This is a genomic window from Halopseudomonas bauzanensis, from assembly GCF_900114735.1.
In the GTDB taxonomy this organism is placed as follows: domain Bacteria; phylum Pseudomonadota; class Gammaproteobacteria; order Pseudomonadales; family Pseudomonadaceae; genus Halopseudomonas; species Halopseudomonas bauzanensis.
The window spans coordinates 81,389-100,823 of record NZ_FOUA01000003.1 but is presented as its reverse complement, the minus strand read 5'-3'; the positions used below and the strand labels follow the sequence as shown (position 1 = coordinate 100,823).

The following is a 19,435-nucleotide window of genomic DNA, read 5'->3' as shown; positions in this document are numbered from 1 at the left end:
ATGAAGCGCCGAATAACCCTGTTCTGCGCGATAGCGCTACTGGCCCCATGCCTGACTGTCAGCGCAGCGGATGAGGTCTACTACCGCATTGGTGGTGCCAACCCGATTTCCATTGCCGCGTCCTCCGGCATCCCTCAGTCGCCCGCCTTGGTCAACATGGGGGTGCGTTGGAACATGGACGCATCATGCGGCAACTTTGATCTCGGATACTCGGTATCAAATTCACTCAATGGCGTGACCAATACTTTCCAGAATCTGATGGGCAACGTGATTCAGAACGCCCAGGGGGCCGTTGCATCGCTGCCGGCCATGATCATCCAGCGTTCCTACCCACAGCTGTATGAGCTGCTGAGCAACGGGGTGTTGCAGGGCAGGCTGGACTTTGACCGCGGCAAGCTGTCATGCCAGAGCATGGCCGGCCAGATGGGCGACTGGATGATGGGCTCAAGATTGCAGCAGGTCGCTGCGGGTGAGGCCTGGTCAAATGCGGCAGCGAGCACTCGTGACCCCGTCCAGGCTCAGGCACAGGTGGAGCAAACGGCCGGTAATGACGGCGTTACTTGGGTGGGAGGCAGCAAGCGCGGTGGCCAGGGGCAGGAGCCGATCAATGTCGTCACCGATGTTGTGGTGGCTGGTTATAACTTGCTGCATGAGCGTAGCTCTTTGGAAACCCAGCCGATCAGCGGTGGAGGCACCGGCTGGGGAGCTGCACCCACCAACAGCGGCTCTTGGCCTGGTGGTGGCAGCCAGGCAGGTAGCGTGGCGACGGCTACCGGGGTCTGCCGGGGTGGCATGTGTACTTTATGGGGCACTCCTGAAGATGCAGCGATCTGGATTACCAAGGTTATTGGCGAAACACGGCTGCAGACCTGTGATAACTGCGAGCGCGGAGCGGGCCGTGCCGGGACTGGTCTGATCAAGGATCTGGAGGAAGAACAGCAAAACATCCTGGATATTCTGACCCAGCTGCTTGCCGGGTCCCTGGAGATCAACCCCGAGAACCTGCGACAGGTATCAGGTGGTGAGGGCTTAGCTGTTTCCCGCGGCGTCATCGAAGCGATCCGGGCGGACCCGGACTCGGAGCTGCTGGCTCACCGGCTGGCAAGCGAAATGGCACTGTCACGTACCTTGATCAAAGCCATGTGGGCCCGGCGCACGTTACTGGCCGGAATGACTGAACCAGCAATAGCCGAGGTTTCGGCCAGCGTGCAGTCACCCATCGCGCCGGCGCTGAACCAAAAGTTCGACTCGCTGGATCGGGATATCGACGCCCTCAAGACAGAACTGGAGATCCGTACTGCGATGGCAAACAACACAGCCATGATCGCGCTTGAGCGCGCAGCTGGCAGATCAGAGGGTGCCAGCCAAGCAGAAACATTCTCGCCTGATTCGCTGCTCGATAGTCGTGGCCGGCCTAAACCCAGCCCGGGAACTCCCTGATGAGTCACAAAGGTAACTTCAAGCGCCTGACCCTGGTTGCGACCATTGCAACTCTGGTCATGCTTACCGTTGGCTTGATGATGGTGTACCTGGGGTCGCGGATGGCCGGCGGAATCGACGGTTATGGGCAGCTACTTAAGTCAGCTGCCCCCGCCTTTCTAGCCTGGCGCTTATTGATGTACGCCCTGCTGGTACTGGCGTGGATGGGCCAACTGCGCAAGCGGGTCGTGCGATGGTTAAAGGAGGATGCGGATGGTGGGGCTGAAAGCCTGGCTCGGTTACATCGCCTGGAGTGCGCCGTCGTAATGCTCGCCGTGGTCGTTGAGATGTACAACCTGTATGCAGCATGGGGCCACACATGAACGCCAACCTGGTTGTCACCGATTACATGGAAGCGCCCTTGCTGCTGTTGGCCTGGATCGTCAACAACTCCCTGTGGAATACCTTGATGATGACCGGGCTGGCAGCAGTGCCCTTTATTGCCATGATGGTCTCTGAATGGTTCCGTGCACGCCGGGAAGGTGATGACGAAGGCAACCGGGGTAAGGTGGCAATCAACCGGATTGAGACCGGGCTGTATGCCATGGTGTTGTGTTACGCATTTACGTGCTTGCCCCTGCTCGATGTCTCAATCAACCCAGCCAACAACATTCCTCGGCTCGACGATAGCGGAAACGTCTGCTCCGTCGCGGTGGTCGGGGAAGGTGAATGGGGCAGCGCTACGCTAAATTCGATGGCCGGACAAACCGCAAGCATTCCGCTCTGGTGGGCGTTTGTGCACATCCTGTCAAAGGGGCTGACCAATACAGCTGTCGCGGCAATCCCTTGTACACCTGACTGGCAGTCGATCGCTACCGAAGTCGATCTGCAGGAGATCGAGGATCAGGTGCTACAGCTAGAAGTCAGCGAGTTTCAGCTGGCATGTTACGGCGCTGCGCGTAACAAACTGTTCAGAGAACAACCCAACATGGACCGCGCTCTGGCCAAGGACACCGCATGGTTGGGCTCTCAGCACTTGCTGAATACGCCTGGCTTATACGACTCATTCTATGCGCCTCGACCTATCCAGGGCTTCCCGTATGTCGAGGCGCGTGATTCTGCCAGAAGCAATACCGGCCCGGGACAGCCCGGCTACCCCAGTTGCTCGGAATGGTGGTCAGACAGCGTCCATGGTTTGCGCCAGCGCCTATATGATGAGGTCAATCCCAGCTTGTGGACGAGTATCCAAGCTGCGGTAGGGGTGCACGCCTCTGCCGAAGAGGCCGTCATCAGGCGTATGGTCAGCCCCCGGGAAGGGGCGGCTAACGGCAGGCACCTGCGACCGGTGGCAGGCTATCGGGATATCGGCGGTGGCGGTCGAGTGGAGAATGCCATTGATGCAGTAACAGGTGTCGCTTCTGGCATGGTAGGAAGCGTAGGCGGCGGCGTGTACGTGGCCAAAGGAAAAGCCGGTATGGATATGCTGAAGATGGCGTTGCCTATGGTCCAGGCAGTCCTGATTATGGCGGTGATTATCCCTTTGCCCTTGATCATGGTCATGTCCGGCTACAGCTTGACTGTCGCTGGCACAGCGACCTTCGGACTGTTTGCCATCTGGTTTCTGACCTTCTGGTGGGAACTGGCCAGGTGGCTGAGCAATAACCTGATTACCATGCTGTACAGTGGCGGCGCTTCAACCACAGGTGCGCTGGAAACGGCATTTGGGCTGGTCAACCTGTACGACAAATCGTTGTTGGTCATGATTGAATGGGCGATGTTCTTGCTGTTGCCGATGATCTGGATGGCAGTAATGGCGTGGGCTGGGTTTAAAGCGGGCAGTCAGTTCGGCCAACAGTTGGGCAAGGGTGCGGAAAGCACAAAAACAGCAGGCGATTCAGCTTCAAGCGCAGTAGCCAGCGCAGCGACCAAGGGAAGAATGCGGTAACAGCTTGGAATCATTGCACGATGAGATGAAGTCAGTCGTCCAGGAAGTATGCAGGCTCTCCAGGTCCGTTAATCTCACCATCGTGATCAACGTAATCGAGGCAGAAACCGCGAGCCCGGTCTTCAAGTGCAATGTCTAGAGAGTCACCGGAAGCGGCAATCAGACTAGCAAATGCACCAAGGCCCGCTAAGACTGAATCGACAGAGCTTTGGGTCAGCAGCATCCGCTTGGGTGTCGCAGGCAGCAGCCGGTTTTTCTCTGCAACGGCCTGAGCATCATCAATGATTTCCCCGAAAATATTGCATGGCTGCCCATCGGCGCGCTGTGGCAGCTCCGCTGGGGGACTGGTAGCAGCGAGGTCAGGAATGGGCTCGCCGTAAATGTTGAAGGCCATATCCTTCTCCAGAGCTTTACGGGCATTATTATCCAAAAGGTAGCAGCCAAAGCTTCAGGCGTCCAAACGATCGGTGGTTAGCTCGGATGGCTGGACCTCAAAAGGCGCAAAAGGCAATAAGGGAAGGGAAGAACAAGGGATAAGGGGCTTACCTGAAAAGGTTCATTACAGGAAGCCTAAAGGGTGAGGACAAAAAGATCATTACAACCCATCCGCCCAGGGTTGGCAGCGCCATCTGAAATGCTGGCGGATGGGGACATTAGTTTACATAAGGCTGACCTACCGGCTCTCACGGGTTAAAGTGTTCGCTTTTACCACCCAGCTAGGAGTTGTTGCGTGAACACGGAAAATCATTCCCAGACGGCCGCCTTTCTCTGGTCTATTGCCGATCTGCTGCGCGGCGACTTCAAGCAGTCCCAGTATGGCCGCATCATTCTGCCGTTCACGCTGCTGCGGCGCATGGAATGTGTACTGGAGCCGAGCAAGGCCACGGTGTTGGCCCAGGCGCAGGAGCACAGTAACAAGCCCGACCTGGTCCGTGAGCGTCTTCTACTGCGTGCCTCCGGCCAGCAGTTCTTCAACGCCTCGCCGTTGAGCATGGCGACGCTGTCTGACACCCAGACCAGCGAAGACCTGATGAGCTATGTGCAGTCCTTCAGCAAGGATGGTCGTGAGATCTTCGAGCATTTCGAGTTCGAGAACTTCGTTCAGCAGCTGGCCAACGCTGACCTGCTGTATCAGGTGGTGCAACGCTTCGCCGCCACGGATCTGAGCCCCGGACGCATCAGCAACTTCGGCATGGGCATCATCTTTGAAGAGTTGATCCGCAGGTTCGCCGAAAGCTCCAACGAAACCGCCGGGGAGCACTTCACTCCGCGTGACATCGTGCACCTGACCACCTCGCTGGTGATCACCGGCCAGGACGATAAGCTCAAGCCCAACAACATCGTCACCATATATGATCCAACAGCCGGGACGGGCGGTTTTCTCTCTGAGGGCGATGAATACATTCAGTCCATCAGCGACAAGGTCACCGTATCGCTGCACGGTCAGGAACTGAACCCCGAGTCCTACGCTATCTGTAAGGCGGACATGCTGATCAAGGGCCAGGACGTTACCAACATCAAGCTCGGCAACACCCTGGCCGATGACCAACTGGCCGAGAACCGCTTCGACTTCATGCTCAGCAACCCGCCGTTCGGTGTGGAGTGGAAGAAAGTGCAGAAGCAGATCACCGATGAGCACAAGCAGAAGGGTTTCGACGGCCGCTTTGGCCCGGGCCTGCCGCGGGTATCTGACGGCTCCCTGCTGTTCCTGCTGCATCTGGTCAGCAAGATGCGTGATACCCGTGAAGGCGGCTCGCGCATCGGTATCATCCTCAACGGCTCGCCGCTGTTTACCGGTGGAGCCGGCTCCGGCGAGTCGGAGATCCGCCGCTACCTGCTGCAGAACGATCTGGTCGAAGCCATAGTCGCGTTGCCCACCGACATGTTCTACAACACCGGCATCGCCACTTATGTGTGGGTGCTGTCCAACCACAAGGCCGCCGAGCGCAAGGGCAAGGTGCAGCTGATCGACGGCAGCCAGCATTTTGCCAAGATGCGCAAGTCTCTGGGCAGCAAGCGCCAGTACCTCACCGACGAACAGATCGACGAACTGGTGCGGCTCTACGGCCGCTTTGAGGAAACCCCGCAGAGCAAGATCTTCCCTATCGACGCCTTCGGTTACCGTCGCATCACCGTGGAACGCCCGCTGCAGCTGAACTTCCAGACCAGCCCCGAGCGCATCGAAAAAGTGTTGGAGGAAAAGGCCATCCAGAAGCTGGATGCTCCCGCACAGGAGCGGTTGCTTGCCGCGCTGCGGTCTATGGACGCTAGTCTGCTGCACCGCAACCGCGAGCAGTTCAGCAAGTTGCTGAAAAAGACCTTGAACAACCATGACGTCTTCCCCGGCACACCGGAACTCAAGGCGTTGCTCAATGCCCTGAGCGAGCGAGACCCCGAGGCGGATATCTGCATGGTTAAGGGCAAGCCAGAAGCCGACAGTGGCCTGCGCGACAACGAGAACGTGCCGCTGGGTGAGTCGGTGTACGACTACTTCGAGCGTGAAGTTAAACCCCATGTGCCCGATGCCTGGATCGACGAGAGTAAGACCGACGCTTTGGACGGCGAAGTCGGCATCGTCGGCTTCGAGATTCCCTTCAATCGCCACTTCTATGTGTTCCAGCCACCACGTCCGCTGGAAGAAATCGACCGCGACTTGAAAGCCTGTACTGACCGTATCAAGCAGATGATTGAGGGGCTGTCGGCATGAGTTTAGAGAACCAGCCGGTATGGAAGTGCTTAATAGTCGCACCAGTGGTGAGACTATTTGCGCTCGCGGCAGAGAAAGTGTCAGCACCGCTGTCACTGTTGGTCAGTGCGAACGCCGAAATCGCGGCGTTGTTGCGACAGTTGACATGTGCCCTCCTTTTGCCTACCTTTGTCAGCAATACACCCGCCATGCCTCTCTCGGAAGCACACTTTGGCGGGTTTTTTGTTTCTGGGGGCCGCGAATGAGTGGTTACCACAAGCCCGCCCATAGCATTGATGAGCAAATTGCTACGCTTCGCAGTCGCGGGCTGGTCATCGACGACGAAGTCCGTGCCCGCCACTACCTTGCCAATATCAGTTATTTCCGGTTTTCCGCCTATACGCGGCCTTTCTACCAGCCGGGTTCAACGGACCACCTGTTTCTGCAGAACACTCACTTTGATGACGTGTTGCAGTTGTATGTGTTTGATCGGGAACTGCGTCTACTTCTGTTGGATGCCATCGAGCGAATAGAAATCGCGCTGCGTGCTCAGCTGGGCAATACCCTTGCCGAACATCATGGTCCCCATGGTTATCTGAATGCGGCTATTTTTGATACCCGCTACAACCATTGCTGGCTTCTGGATAAACTGGAGCGGGCAGGCCAGGCGCGTGAGCTGGAGGCTTTCCTTGCTCATTACCGGCGGAAATATCACGCTGCCCCCCATCAACCCCCCATCTGGATGGCAGTGGAACTACTGACGTTCAAAGAGGTGTCGACGCTGTTCTCACAGCTGCGGCTGCCCGAGGATACCCAGCGTATTGAGCGCAACTTTGGTTTAAAGATGCCGGTATTGCGCTCATGGTTCCGCAGCCTCTCAGATTTACGCAACACCTGCGCCCATCACGGACGAGTCTGGAATCGCGAGTTCGGCAGCCGCCCTGAAATGCCCCGCAAGGCCCCGGTCGGATGGCCAAACATTCCGGATCGTATCGAAACAGGCTCACATGAATCTCCTGAGCAACGGCTTGACCCTCGTCGCAGGCTTTACCTGCAACTGGTGGTCATCGAAACTTTGATGCAGATAGTGTCACCTACCAGCCAGTGGACTGAGCGCTTGGTGGCCTTGCTGGATCAGTACCCGCAAGTATCCCGCCCTCATATGGGATTCCCCGGACATTGGGATACTGAGCCGTTTTGGCGCGAGGCGGTAAAGAATGCGCGTGAGGGAGAGAGGACATGAGTTTTCCAAACTATCCGGCATACAAGGATTCTGGCGTTGAGTGGCTGGGCGAGGTGCCGCAAAATTGGTCAGTTTACTCGCTCAAACGTACGGTGGATGGGTGCGTAAACGGCTTGTGGGGTGATGAGCCTGACGGCGAGAATGACATTGCGGTCATTCGGGTTGCTGACTTCGAGCGCTCTTTTTCCACTGTTGGGCTAGATAAGCTGACCTACAGAAGCATCACGCCTAAAGAAAGACAGTCGCGACTGATCAAATCAGGTGATTTGCTGATTGAGAAGTCTGGAGGCGGAGAAAAAACGCTGGTTGGTTGCGTCGTTTTGTTCACACATGAGTTTGACGCTATCACTTCAAACTTCGTGGCGAGAATGCGACCGCTAGCGGAATTCGATAGCCAGTTTCTTTGTTATGCCTTCGGCAATCTTTACCAAGGCCGGGTTAACTACCCTTCGGTAAAGCAAGTTACTGGTATCCAGAATCTTGATGCCGAGTCCTACTTGCAGGAGCGTTTTTGCTTTCCTACGCGAGTCGAACAAACCCAAATCGCCCGCTTCCTCGACCACGAAACCGCCCGCATCGACGCGCTGATCGAAGAGCAGCAGCGCCTGATCGAACTGCTCAAGGAAAAGCGCCAGGCCGTTATCTCCCACGCCGTCACCAAAGGCCTCGACCCGTCGGTGCCGATGAAAGACTCTGGCGTGGAGTGGCTGGGTGAGGTGCCACAGCATTGGGAAGTATTGGCTACCAAGCGATTTTTCAGGATGGTTACTGACCCAGCTCCTGACGACAACGACTTTGAGTTGCTTTCCGTTTATACCGAAATTGGAGTTAGGCCACGCAAGGATTTGGAGCAGAAAGGAAACAAGGCCTCTACAACAGATGGATATTGGCGGGTAAAAAGGGGAGATATCATTGTTAACAAGCTGTTAGCTTGGATGGGAGCGGTTGGGTATTCAGATTACGACGGGGTAACAAGTCCTGCTTACGACATACTCAGGCCCACCCGGTGCCTTTCACCGAAGTTTTACCACTACATTTTTAGAGGAAAGCCAGCGCAGCAAGAGTTTAAGCGCTGGTCTCGTGGAATTATGGAGATGCGCCTACGTCTTTATTTTGACGAGCTTGGTCGGATCTCAATGCCGTTTCCATCATTAGTAGAACAAGAAGAAATTGTTGATTTTATTGAGATGATGGAAGACAAGTTTGACTCTCTTAGCCAGATTGCTTCAGAGCAAATCAGACTCCTATCTGAACGCCGCTCCGCCCTGATCTCCGCCGCCGTCACCGGCAAAATCGACGTACGCGGCTGGCAGCCACCGGCCAGCACCCAAGCCCCCGAATCAGCCGTAGCAGAGGTCGTGTAATGGCAGACAGCAAGGAAGCCCAATTCCAACAAGACATCATCACCGCCATGACCGCCCAAGGCTGGCTTACCGGCCCGGGCAGCGGCTACGACCGCGCCACAGCCCTGTATACCGAGGATTTTCTCGGCTACTTCAAAGACGCCTGGCCAGAACGCTGGGAGAAGTTTGCCAAAGCCAACCCGAACAACCCAGACGGCGTGCTGGTGCAGAGGCTGGTGCGTGAGCTGGATCAGAGCGGCACCCTGGATGTACTGCGCCATGGTTTCAAACTACCGGGGGTGAAGATCGAGACCTGCAGCTTCAAACCCGACCACGGCATGAACCCGGACACCCTCAATCGCTACCAGTGCAACCGCCTGCGCGTGGTGCCGGAGGTGTCGTACTCGCCGAATGCCCGTGAGGCCGGCAGCAGTGGCCAAAGCTACAACCCGCGTCTGGATCTGGTGTTGTTCGTCAACGGCATCCCCACTGCCACGCTGGAGCTGAAAAGCGAGTTCAAGCAGAGCGTGGAAAACGCCAAGCGTCAGTACCGTTATGACCGCCCGATAAAAGACCCGCTGACCCGTAAACCGGAGCCTCTGCTGAGCTTCAAGCGCGGCGCGCTGGTGCATTTCGCTGTTGGGCAGAGCGAGGTCGCGATGACCACCAAGCTGGATGGCAAGGACACCTTCTTTCTGCCATTCAACCTGGGCAGCCTGGATGGCGGCGCCGGTAACCCGCCACCACCGGACGACAGTCAGTACGCGACCGGCTACTTGTGGAACCAGCTGTTCCAGCCGGATGCCTGGCTCAAGGTGCTGGGGCGCTTTCTGCACTTGCAGAAGACTGTGAAGGAGGATTTCGACGGCAAGAAGATCACCCGAGAGACCATGATCTTTCCGCGCTATCACCAGTGGGATGTGGTTAATCAGCTGATCGACACCACCCGCGCCGAAGGCCCCGGCCAGCGTTACCTGATCCAGCACAGCGCCGGTTCCGGCAAGTCCAACTCCATTGCCTGGACCGCGCATCAACTGGCGGCCCTGTACGATGGTGACGGTCAGAAGCTGTTCAACTCAGTGATTGTGATTACCGACCGCACCGTGCTGGACAAGCAGCTTCAGGACACCATCTACCAGTTCGAACACGCCCAGGGCGTGGTCAAGTGCATCACCCGGGATATTGGCAACCAGAGCAAATCCGAGCAGTTGGCCGAGGCGCTGGCCGAGCAGACGCGCATCATCATTGTCACCATCCAGACCTTCCCGGCACTGTTCGATGCATTGGACAAGTACCCGCAGCTGGCCAGCGGGCGCTATGCGGTGATCGCTGACGAGGCGCACTCCTCGCAGACCGGCTCATCGGCCAGCAAGCTGAAGCAGATTCTCGGCAGTGATGCCCCGGATGCGGAAGAGATCAGCGCCGAAGAGTTGCTGGACGCCGCCGTGGCCGCACGGGCACCCACCGAGCGCATCAGCTATTACGCCTTTACCGCCACACCCAAGGCCAAGACCCTGGAGCTGTTCGGTCGCGAGCCAGATCCAGCTCAGCCACGTGGCCCTGACAACAAACCTGAGGCTTTTCATCTGTACTCCATGCGCCAGGCCATTGAGGAAGGCTTCATTCTCGATGTGCTGCAGAACTACACCACCTATAGCACCGCCTGGAAAATCGCCCACCCGGATGGCGACGACGATGAAGTGGACTCAAAGAAAGCGAGGCAGAAACTCGCCCGCTGGGTGCGTCTGCATCCGTACAACATCAGCCAGAAGGTTGAGGTGATCGTCGAGCACTTCCGCGCCAACATCCGCCACCTGCTCGATGGTCAGGCCAAGGCCATGGTGGTCACCAGCAGCCGGCAGGAGGCTGTGCGCTACCAATTGGCGATGATGGCCTACGTCAAGCAGATGGGTTACACCGATGTGCACCCGCTGGTGGCGTTCTCCGGTAGCGTACTGCCTGATGGGGTGATCCCGGAGGAAGTGACCGAAGGTAGCAGTCTGCTCAACCAGGGCCTGAACGGACGTGATCTGGCGGATGCCTTCGACACTCAAGACTTCAACGTGATGATCGCCGCCAACAAATACCAGACCGGCTTCGATCAGCCCAAGTTGTGTGCCATGTACGTAGACAAGAAGCTACAAGGCGTGGACTGTGTGCAGACCCTGTCGCGGCTGAACCGCATATTCCCCGGCAAACAGGCGTTCATTCTCGACTTCTTCAATGACGCTCAGGATATTCTCGACGCCTTTCTGCCGTACTACACCAGAGCGGAACTGACCGACGTCACCGACCCGCAGCTCATCTACGATCTGCAGAAGAAGCTGGACGCCGAGGGTGTCTATTACTGGTCAGAAGTCGAAGCCTTTGCTTTTGCTTTCTTTGATCCCAAGGCAGCGGCCAGCAAACTCAGCTATTACTGCGCGCCCGCCCGGGAGCGGTTTGCCAAACGCTATGCCTTCAGCGTCGAGGCCCGACAGCAAGCGCTGGACTACAAGCGCACCGCCGAAGCCAACGGTGACAGTGCCGGCCTGAAAAACGCCGAACATGCACTGAAGGAAGCGGGGGAGCAGATTGATCAGCTCGACCTGTTCCGCAAGAACCTGCAGAGCTTCGTACGATTGTACGAGTTTCTGTCACAGATCATCCCGTACGAAGACCGCGAGCTGGAACAACTCTGCGTGTATGCCAAGCACCTGCATCCGCTACTGCGGGCTGACCGGCTGCTGGAAGAGGAAGTGGATCTGGGTGAGCTGCAATTGAGTCATTACCGCCTGACCAAGCGGGCCGAGCATAAGCTGCGGCTGGATAACGAGGGTGGCGATTACACGCTCGATCCGCTCACTGGGGTCGGCAGCGGCAAGGCCCATGACCCGGAAAAGAAACGCTTGTCCGAGATCATCGAGGCACTGAACGAGATCTTCGGTGCCGAGGTCAGCGATGAAGACCAGCTGCAGTTCCTCACCGGCATCGCCAACCGCATCAGCCGCCAGGAGGATGTGATGGCCCAGGTCAACAATCACTCGGTCGATCAGGTAATGCATGGCCTGTTCCCCAAGCGGGTGCTGGATACCGTGCTGGACGCCATGACCGACCACGAGAAGCTGTCGCTGGAGGTGCTGGATAACGAGACAAAGAGCCGGGCGTTTGCGTTGGTGATTTTGAAGATGCTGACTCAGCAGGCTGGACTGTCACCACGGTAGGCACAGGCACAAATTGCGGCCGTTCATAGCAGAGAGACGAACAGGATCATGGCGCCGAGACCAGTGTTGGTTAGGCGCCCGATTGTTGTTTTAACGGCACCACACATTGAAAAGCTGATCCCACCTCGTCGTATACCCCGGGCTCATCAACTCCCGCCGCATCCCCCACCCAGGCTCCACCGGCACCCGGGCAGGCCGCAAGGTCCCTTTACCCCAGCGGGCATTGATCTGATCCAGCACGCTCATCACCCGCTCTGCTTCCACCGGCTGCTCAGCGGCGAAAAGATCATCGGTAAACTCCCCTCGCTGGCACAAATCAAGGAGCAGGATTTCTGCCTTGGCATAGGCATACCCTGACTGAAATACTGATTCCAAGCCTTTCTGAGCGGCCTTGATAACCAACCGCGTATCATCGGTGGGGAACGGCAGGTGACAAACAATGCCTCGGGCAAACTTGGCTTCATCGGGGTTGAACATGCCGGTTCTGATGCTGATGCGTACTTTTCTGCAAAGCGAGCCTTGGGCGCGCAGTTTCTCGCATGCCCGGGTAACGTAGGTCGCTACAGCCTCCCGGATGGGCTCTATTTCATAAAGACGTTTGCCGAACGCGCGGGAGCTGCAAATTTCCTGTTTCGCAGTAGGAGCTACCTCCAATTCCAGGCAAGGCGTACCGCACAGCTCACGGGCAGTCTTCTCCAGTACCACGCTGAATTGCTTACGTAATGTCCATGCGTCAGCTTTAGCCAGATCCCAGGCTGTTTTAATGTCCATCGCTTCGAGGTGACCGGTCAGCTTGCGGCCGACACCCCAAACCTCACTTACCGGCATGACCTTTAGTAGCTTATCGCGGCGGATCGGGTCGCAGATGCTCACCACTCCTCCGGTCTGGGTCTGCCATTTCTTCGCTGCTGCATTTGCTAGCTTGGCTAGGGTCTTGGTCGGAGCGATACCTATTCCAGTTGGGATACCAGTCTTTTGTAGAACCTGCGCCCGTATGTTCCGGCAGGTGCGCTCGTGGTCCAGGATGCCAGTCAGGTCGGCGAATGCTTCGTCGATGCTATAGACCTCCAGCTCCGGCACCATACCTTCAATAACCGTCATTACCCGCTGGCTCATGTCGCCATAGAGTGCGTAGTTGCTACTGAATGCGAGGATGCCATGGCGCTGGAGCGTGTCTTTGACCTGGTGATAAGGCTCGCCCATTTTTATGAATGGTTTGGCATCGGCGCTGCGGGCAATGACGCAGCCGTCGTTATTGCTCAAGACGACAATGGGGGTGCGTTGCAGGTCAGGCCGGAACACGCGCTCGCAGCTTGCATAAAAGCTGTTGCAGTCGATGAGCGCGATGGCACGCTCAACCATGGACTGCATGCCTGCGCAGGCTGGCCACGACCACGCCCCAGATCATCAGCTCATCACCTTCCATGATATAGCGGGGCGGGAATTTCGTGTTTTCGGACAGCAACACGACTGATTCGCCCTGCTTGCTCAGTCGTTTGACGCAGGTCTCGCCATTGACGGCCGCAATAACGATATCGTTATGCGCTGCCGTCCGGCCACGGCTAACCACCAAAATATCGCCATCGAAAATACCGGCCTGGATCATGCTGCTGCCAATAGCCCGCACCAGATACATGTGAGGCGCGTGGATATCCAGTAACTCATCGAGCGATAAAGCCTGCTCCATGTGATCCTGTGCCGGGCTCGGGAACCCGGCTGGTACACGGTAGGAGTAGAAAGGCAGCTCAGTGGACGACTGACCGAGCGGGCCTAAAATGATTGCAGTGTTCATGTTTCTTGCCACGGGGTTGCTGTATATAAACACAGTATTCCTGTGGCATGCGGTCGTCAATTGAAATCAAGCGGGGGAGGTGGGTATGCGTGGTCCGCCCGCGCAATTTCGTGCAGCCAGGAAATCGCCGCGGGCTCGTCGGACTGCATGCTCCGCTCCAAAGTCCAACTTGATTGCGATGACTGGCTAGCGGTCGCTGCTCGGGCGAGCAGAGCTGCGATGCATCGCCCATACTCGCTTGACCTGGCTCTCGCTGCACCCGGCCAGCTTGGCAGTCGCTGCAATGCTGTGACCTGCCGAACGCAGTGCGATGATGCGGTTGTGAATGTCATGGTTGGTCTTTCGGCCAGCGTATTTACCAGCCTTCCTCGCCAACTCAATTCCCTGCCGCTGGCGCTCACGCCTGTCTTCATAGTCGTCATGGGCTATCTGCAATGCCAGTTTCAGGAGCATATCCTGAACGGATTCCAGCACCACCTTGGCCACCCCTTTTGATTCTGCCGCCAGATCGGTGAGGTCGACTACACCAGGCACAGCAAGCCGGGCACCTTTGGCACGGATAGAGGCCACCAGGAGCTCTGCCTCGGGCAGGGGTAAGCGACTTATCCGGTCAATCTTCTCGGCAACGACAACTTCGCCAGATTGCAGATCGGATATCATGCGCGACAGCTCAGGGCGGTCTGGCCGGGCTCCGGAGGCCTTTTCTCGATAAACGCCGGCCACGTAGTAGCCGGAAGATTTGGCCGTCTCTATGAGGCTTTCTTGGCGTTCAAGATCCTGCGAATCTGTGCTGACACGCATGTAGATACGGGCGATTTTGAGTGTTTGAGAGGTCACTGCTCGCTCCTATGTGTTGGGCCTGCATAGTCTGCCACCTGCTCTTGCTTTTAGGCAGCAGCAGACCGATGGTGGGGCTGTCTTGTGGGTGTGCAGCCTTGGTATCGATCCTCGTCATGCAGAAACCCTGCACGCTTATTGTCTCAGGAAACGGGGCACGCAGATCCCAGGACAAGCGGTCAGCAACCTTCGTACCCCAGCCCTGAACGACTTGGTGAGGATCCAAGCCGTACATGACCGGCTGCTATCGGCCAGAAGCGGTCGTTCTTCAGCCGTGGCTCACGAGCCGTCTTAGCACTTCAACACTCTGCATTTTGCAGGGTTTCTGGCGTCCACGGTTGCGAAACTACGAACGCCATCAAGTATGGGTATTGCACCGACCCTGAGCAGTTCGGATACGTGTGCTCCTCGTAGTCTAAATGCACATTATGTTGTGTTTTTCACTACCATATTATCTATATGTTGATTTGGTGTGCGGGTGGACGTAATCTTGAAGCGTATAGGTAAGCCACAGAAGCACCTGTCCAACGCAGCCACAAGCCATCATTTAGGAGGGCGCATGCCGTCAGTGCAAAAACAGTTCGAGGATTTTCACAGCGCCATCTGTTTCGACGAGGATGATGAGAAGGCGACCCTCCGCGAGAAGCGCGATACCATCGTTACGGCGCTGAGGGAGAAGCTCGGCGACGACGTGCCATCATTCGTCAGCTTCAATCAGGGCAGTTACTCCATGCACACCGGTGTAGTGCCGCTGGATGGTAACTTTGACATCGACGTCGGCCTCATCTTCGACTGCACAAAGGATGAATACCCCGACCCGGTGACACTTAAGAAGAAGGTGCGCGATGCGGTAAATTCGAACTTTCGCACCGTAGTCATCCGTCGGCCGTGCGTGACCGTCAACTATATTAGCAATGGTGAGATTGCATACCACGTCGACTTGGCCGTCTACACCAGAGGCGATGACGGCGAGCTTTACTTGGCGAAGGGCAAGGAGAACTCGGCCGAGGAGCACCGTATTTGGGAGATCTCCGACCCGAAGGAGCTGACCAAACGAGTCTGCAGTGTGTTCGAAGACTCCGCCAAGCTGGCCCAGTACCGCCGTTGCATCCGCTACCTTAAACGCTGGCGGCAGGTTCAGTTTCCGAGCACCGGCGCACCGCTGAGCATTGCTCTCACAATGGCTGCATTTCACTGGTTCAAGCCAAGCTTCGGTACCTCCGGCAAGCCGGTCGACTTGCTAGCGATGCTTGATTGGGTCAATGCGATGCTGGGCCAATTCACCTACGAATTCAGTCAGGACGATGGCCTACACCCGCGTCTGAAGGTCGTCTTGCCGGTTGAGCCGTATTCCGACCTGATGGCAATGCGAACGGCCACACAGATGACGAACTTCAAGGAGAAGCTCGAAGCGCTGCGCGATGCACTGCAGAAAGCTTACGACGAGGACCTGCCTGAAGATGCCTGCAAACACTTGAAAAAGCAGTTCGGCGACGACTTCAAGGTGCCTGAGAAGTCCGAGACAGCAAGGGCTGTCTCTCCTGCAGTAATCAGCACCGGGAACTCGGCATGACTGAGCCCTCCATCGAAGCGGCCACCCCCTCGAAGGTCGAGGACGCATTTGAGGCTGTCAAGGCCGTTTGCGGCTTGCACGGCATCAAGGTTGTTCGCCTAGGCGAATCAGCACCGAATTGCCTAGGGGTCGAGCTCACCGGCGCAACGCGCAATTGGCCTGTGTACGTCGATTGCGACGAGGAGCAGTTGCGCCTGCCGAAGGTTTGGACCCTGCCCCCTAAGGAGCCGCTCGCACATGTTAGCTACACCGGTGTAGTGTGCATTGACGACGGCCAGGGACTGTCGCTTGACCCTGGCCGTCGCGCTGACATTGTGGCGCACACAATCCTCAAGGCATATCACCTGCTAGAGCGCTCAGCAGTGGATGCAACCACTGGCCACGTGGAGTTCTTCAACGAGCTTGAGGGGTACTGGCTGCACCTGCCGGGGTCGCTGCGCTCTCGCGCCTACTTCGAGGTCGACGGCACCTCGCGCATGGTCAAAGGGTTTGTGAATTCAAAACTTGGCCAGCCGAAGTGGTACTTCGTGGAGCGAGACGCTGAGTTGCCTTGGGAAGTGCGTAGCAACAAGCTCGCGGGGCAGCGGGCCTTGTACCTTCACGTCGACTCGCTGGCATTGCCGCCCGCGCAGCCAGACATGCTCACGACTGAGTTTGTCGAAGATGTTCATCAGCGCTTGTCGCCCGGCCAGTTGAAGCTATGGGGCGAGCTGTTCGGGCCGTCTAAGAACGCGCCCAAACGCTTGGCCCTGCTGGTTTCCGTGCCTCGCCAGGCAGGCGGTCGCTCGTTGGTCGGTATTACCTTTGATGCGCACCGCGGGATAGTTGACGAGAAATCACCAGTCACGCCGTTGACCATGCGTCGACATACTCCCAGCTATATGCGCGAGCGGGGTGGCGCGTCTCAGGACTTCCTCGGCAAGCACGTGCTCGTATTGGGTGCAGGAGCCATCGGATGTGTCGTAGTCGATACCCTAGCGGCGTCGGGAGTTGGCAATATCACTGTGGTAGACCACGATGAGTATTCGGAAGATAACGTTTTTCGGCACATTCTGGAGCCCCTATTCATCGACGTTAGCAAAACGGCAGCGCTAAAGTTGGCACTGGAGCGGCGTTACCCGGGTCTAAATATCACTTCGGTCTGCGCTACAGCTCAAAACTGGCTCAAAACTGCCGATATCAGCAAATATGACGGCATCGTTCTCGCATTTGGTGCGCCGTCAATCGAGCGATCATTTTCGCGAGTGCTGAAGGACAAGCGTTTTGACCTGCCTATCGTATTTACTTGGCTGGAAGCTCTGGACTTGGGTGGGCACTCAGTGTTGATGTGGACTCAAGGTGAAGGCTGCCTAGACTGTGTCTATCGTGACGATGAGGGGCTGCCATCCCTAGCTGCGCGCACGTCCTTTCTGGAGTCAAACCAGTCCGTCACACGCAATCTCACGGGCTGTGCTGGTGCTTTCGTTCCGTTCGGCCCCATCCAGGCTAGGCGTACCGGGTTGCTTGCGACCGAGCACATCCTTTCGGCGATGACTGCGGTAGCCGCTGGCGATCAAGACCGAGATCCATCCTATCGCTTTTGGGTAGGAGAGGGCCGAGTCGCTGTCGAGCATGGGCTACGCACAACGCCTTGGTTTCAGGCCGCTCGCACAACTCTTCATGAAGACGCGACGCGGCAAGTATTTGGCCGCGCGTGCCGCCACTGTCGTGCGCCAGAAGTCTCGGCATGAGGCTGGTTTACCGTGTCACGCCGACCCAGCAGCTCATCATCGTCGAGCATGCTTTACTGAAGATGCAAGCGTTCACACAGCGACGCTGGTGGCACTGCGAGGCGGGAGGCGTCCTACTAGGTCGCCACCTACTGGACTCACAAGACGTGGTCGTCGACGAGGTGTCCACGCCCCAGAGCAGCGATCGCCGCAGTAGGTTCAGTTTTTTCAGATCGTCCACACACGAGTGCATCGCGCGCCAGCGTTGGCTAGAGCAGGGGAGCACATCAGCGTACCTCGGACTATGGCACACGCACCCCGAACTCGATCCAACGCCCAGCATTATTGACCGACGTGACTGGGAGCAGGCTGTGTCGGGGGATACGTTTGAAGGCGATCGCCTGTTTTTTCCCATCATTGGCACGCGCAGCATCCGTATTTGGACACTGAGCCGCCGAGGCACGTTTAGAGAGCTGAAGCTGGAGAAGAAGATTGGCAGCGAAGAAAACAATGGCACAGGCTAACGCGAAGGTAAAAGCGTCTGCTCAGACGAAAGAAACTCGAACTCAGGACCGCGCTCGTATTCCTGTAGATGTGCGGCGCGACCTTTGGATAGCGGCTGCAGGTCGTTGTGAATTCCGTGGCTGCTGCAAGCCGGTGGGGCGTGACTTCTTGACCAAGGAAAGGGCCTTCACGGGCGAGCACGCGCACATCATAGCGGACAGTCCTGGAGGCGCACGGGGTGTGAAGGGCGAGTCGGAGCGTTTAGCCAAGGACGTCAATAACCTGATGTTGGCTTGCTATGACTGCCATGCTCGTATCGACCGGCATGGAAGGAAGAACAAATTCACCACGCCGCAGCTTCAAGCCATGAAGCGTGAGCATGAAGCTCGTATCCAGCGTATCTACTGTGCCACGGGCGTGGTTGAAAGTTTGCCGGTTCTGATGACGTTCCCCATTGGTCCGCACGTAACCAACATCGACGTGGAGCAGATTCACTTCGCGATGCTGGAGAACAGCGACTATAAGCTGTTCCCTCTGGACAGCTATATCCACATCAACCGCAGCGACTTCGACTTCCAGGACAACGATCTGGACTTCTGGCCACGAGCGGAAAAGGTTTTGACCGATCACTACGATCGACGTATTCAGCCAGCGCTCATCGACCGTAATGGCGACACGCACTTGACCATTGCCGGATTTGCGCCGATACCGATGCTGATGAAGCTTGGCGCACTGATTGGCGACAAGACCCGTGCCAACGTCATGGACCTACCCAACGACGGCTGGCTTTGGGACAAGAGCGTGACCTGCCCCGAGCCCAGCTATATCTACGACGTGCCAGAAGTGCTGCCGCGCGAGGTTTCGGTGGTCGTCAGCATCTCAGGTAAGGTCGCATTTCCTGTTGGTCGCGAGGTCGTCGAGTTCCGTGCTGAGTTGCCAAGCCGCGGCATCATACGTAAGGAAGCACACCTATTGAGCTTCCGGCGTGAGTTCGATGGCTTCCTTCAGCGACTGACAGGAGCGGGAGCTCGTGTGGTGCACATATATCCTGCGATCCCGTTGTCGGTGAGCATCGAGATTGGTCGAATGTTGCTACCTAAGACATTTGAGGAAATTTACGTGTGGGAATGGCAGGCGCCGGAGTGGAAGCGGGCCTTGCAGTTAAAATAAACATCGAAGTG

At 57.1% G+C, this 19,435-nt stretch carries 15 protein-coding genes; 11 read left to right on the top strand and 4 right to left on the bottom strand.

The window, feature by feature from the left end; genetic code table 11:
* From BM267_RS08800 to BM267_RS08790, 3 genes are read left to right on the top strand one after another with little or no spacing between them, the layout of a single operon-like run.
* On the top strand, positions 1-1,440 hold the full coding sequence (locus BM267_RS08800) for a hypothetical protein (RefSeq protein ID WP_074779376.1): 1,440 nt from the start codon (positions 1-3) through the stop codon (positions 1,438-1,440).
* On the top strand, positions 1,440-1,802 hold the full coding sequence (locus BM267_RS08795; protein WP_044498938.1) for a hypothetical protein: 363 nt from the start codon (positions 1,440-1,442) through the stop codon (positions 1,800-1,802). The genes BM267_RS08800 and BM267_RS08795 overlap by 1 nt, the downstream gene beginning before the upstream one ends.
* Positions 1,799-3,364: a conjugal transfer protein TraG N-terminal domain-containing protein gene (locus tag BM267_RS08790; RefSeq protein WP_074779374.1), complete on the top strand. Its 1,566-nt coding sequence runs from the start codon at positions 1,799-1,801 to the stop codon at positions 3,362-3,364. Before BM267_RS08795 ends, BM267_RS08790 begins: the two co-directional genes overlap by 4 nt.
* A gap of 31 nt (positions 3,365-3,395) precedes the next feature.
* On the opposite strand, the gene BM267_RS08785 is transcribed toward BM267_RS08790, so the two are convergent.
* Entirely contained in the window at positions 3,396-3,758 is a 363-nt protein-coding gene (locus tag BM267_RS08785; protein ID WP_074779372.1) for a hypothetical protein, read from the bottom strand.
* 336 nt (positions 3,759-4,094) lie between these two features.
* On the opposite strand from BM267_RS08785, the gene BM267_RS08780 reads away from it, so the two are divergent.
* The 4 genes from BM267_RS08780 to BM267_RS08760 all read left to right on the top strand — a co-directional run bounded on the left by BM267_RS08780 (position 4,095) and on the right by BM267_RS08760 (position 11,839).
* Positions 4,095-6,071 carry a type I restriction-modification system subunit M gene (locus BM267_RS08780; protein WP_074779370.1) on the top strand — a complete coding sequence of 659 codons (1,977 nt, stop codon included), beginning with the start codon at positions 4,095-4,097 and terminating at the stop codon, positions 6,069-6,071.
* A 241-nt stretch (positions 6,072-6,312) separates the two neighbouring features.
* Positions 6,313-7,293, top strand: coding sequence for an Abi family protein (locus BM267_RS08770; RefSeq protein ID WP_074779367.1), 981 nt, complete (start codon positions 6,313-6,315; stop codon positions 7,291-7,293).
* Positions 7,290-8,657 (top strand): restriction endonuclease subunit S, encoded by a 1,368-nt coding sequence (locus BM267_RS08765; protein ID WP_074779366.1) that lies wholly within the window; start codon positions 7,290-7,292, stop codon positions 8,655-8,657. The genes BM267_RS08770 and BM267_RS08765 overlap by 4 nt, the downstream gene beginning before the upstream one ends.
* Positions 8,657-11,839 (top strand): type I restriction endonuclease subunit R, encoded by a 3,183-nt coding sequence (locus BM267_RS08760; RefSeq protein ID WP_074779365.1) that lies wholly within the window; start codon positions 8,657-8,659, stop codon positions 11,837-11,839. The genes BM267_RS08765 and BM267_RS08760 overlap by 1 nt, the downstream gene beginning before the upstream one ends.
* A 90-nt stretch (positions 11,840-11,929) precedes the next feature.
* Here the strand turns inward: BM267_RS08760 and umuC are convergent, their stop codons facing one another.
* The 3 genes from umuC to BM267_RS08745 all read right to left on the bottom strand — a co-directional run bounded on the left by umuC (position 11,930) and on the right by BM267_RS08745 (position 14,432).
* Positions 11,930-13,201 carry a translesion error-prone DNA polymerase V subunit UmuC gene (gene umuC / locus BM267_RS08755; protein ID WP_074779363.1) on the bottom strand — a complete coding sequence of 424 codons (1,272 nt, stop codon included), beginning with the start codon at positions 13,199-13,201 and terminating at the stop codon, positions 11,930-11,932.
* The gene (locus BM267_RS08750) at positions 13,194-13,631 is read right to left on the bottom strand and encodes a LexA family protein (protein WP_074779361.1); all 438 of its coding nucleotides are present in this window, start codon (positions 13,629-13,631) and stop codon (positions 13,194-13,196) included. Before BM267_RS08750 ends, umuC begins: the two co-directional genes overlap by 8 nt.
* Before the next feature lie 186 nt (positions 13,632-13,817).
* Complete coding sequence (locus BM267_RS08745) at positions 13,818-14,432, bottom strand: recombinase family protein (RefSeq protein WP_074779739.1); 615 nt, start codon at positions 14,430-14,432, stop codon at positions 13,818-13,820.
* Between the two features lie 595 nt (positions 14,433-15,027).
* On the opposite strand from BM267_RS08745, the gene BM267_RS08740 reads away from it, so the two are divergent.
* Genes BM267_RS08740 through BM267_RS08725 form a run of 4 tightly spaced genes read left to right on the top strand, consistent with a single transcriptional unit; the run spans position 15,028 to position 19,424 of the window.
* Positions 15,028-16,041, top strand: a complete 1,014-nt coding sequence (locus BM267_RS08740) for a nucleotidyltransferase domain-containing protein (RefSeq protein WP_074779359.1) — start codon at positions 15,028-15,030, stop codon at positions 16,039-16,041.
* The gene (locus tag BM267_RS08735) at positions 16,038-17,771 is read left to right on the top strand and encodes a ThiF family adenylyltransferase (RefSeq protein ID WP_074779356.1); all 1,734 of its coding nucleotides are present in this window, start codon (positions 16,038-16,040) and stop codon (positions 17,769-17,771) included. Before BM267_RS08740 ends, BM267_RS08735 begins: the two co-directional genes overlap by 4 nt.
* Positions 17,768-18,274 carry a Mov34/MPN/PAD-1 family protein gene (locus BM267_RS08730; RefSeq protein ID WP_074779354.1) on the top strand — a complete coding sequence of 169 codons (507 nt, stop codon included), beginning with the start codon at positions 17,768-17,770 and terminating at the stop codon, positions 18,272-18,274. The genes BM267_RS08735 and BM267_RS08730 overlap by 4 nt, the downstream gene beginning before the upstream one ends.
* A complete protein-coding gene (locus tag BM267_RS08725; protein ID WP_143063049.1) occupies positions 18,243-19,424 on the top strand; it encodes an SAVED domain-containing protein in 1,182 nt (393 codons plus the stop codon). The genes BM267_RS08730 and BM267_RS08725 overlap by 32 nt, the downstream gene beginning before the upstream one ends.
* Positions 19,425-19,435: the final 11 nt, after the last annotated feature.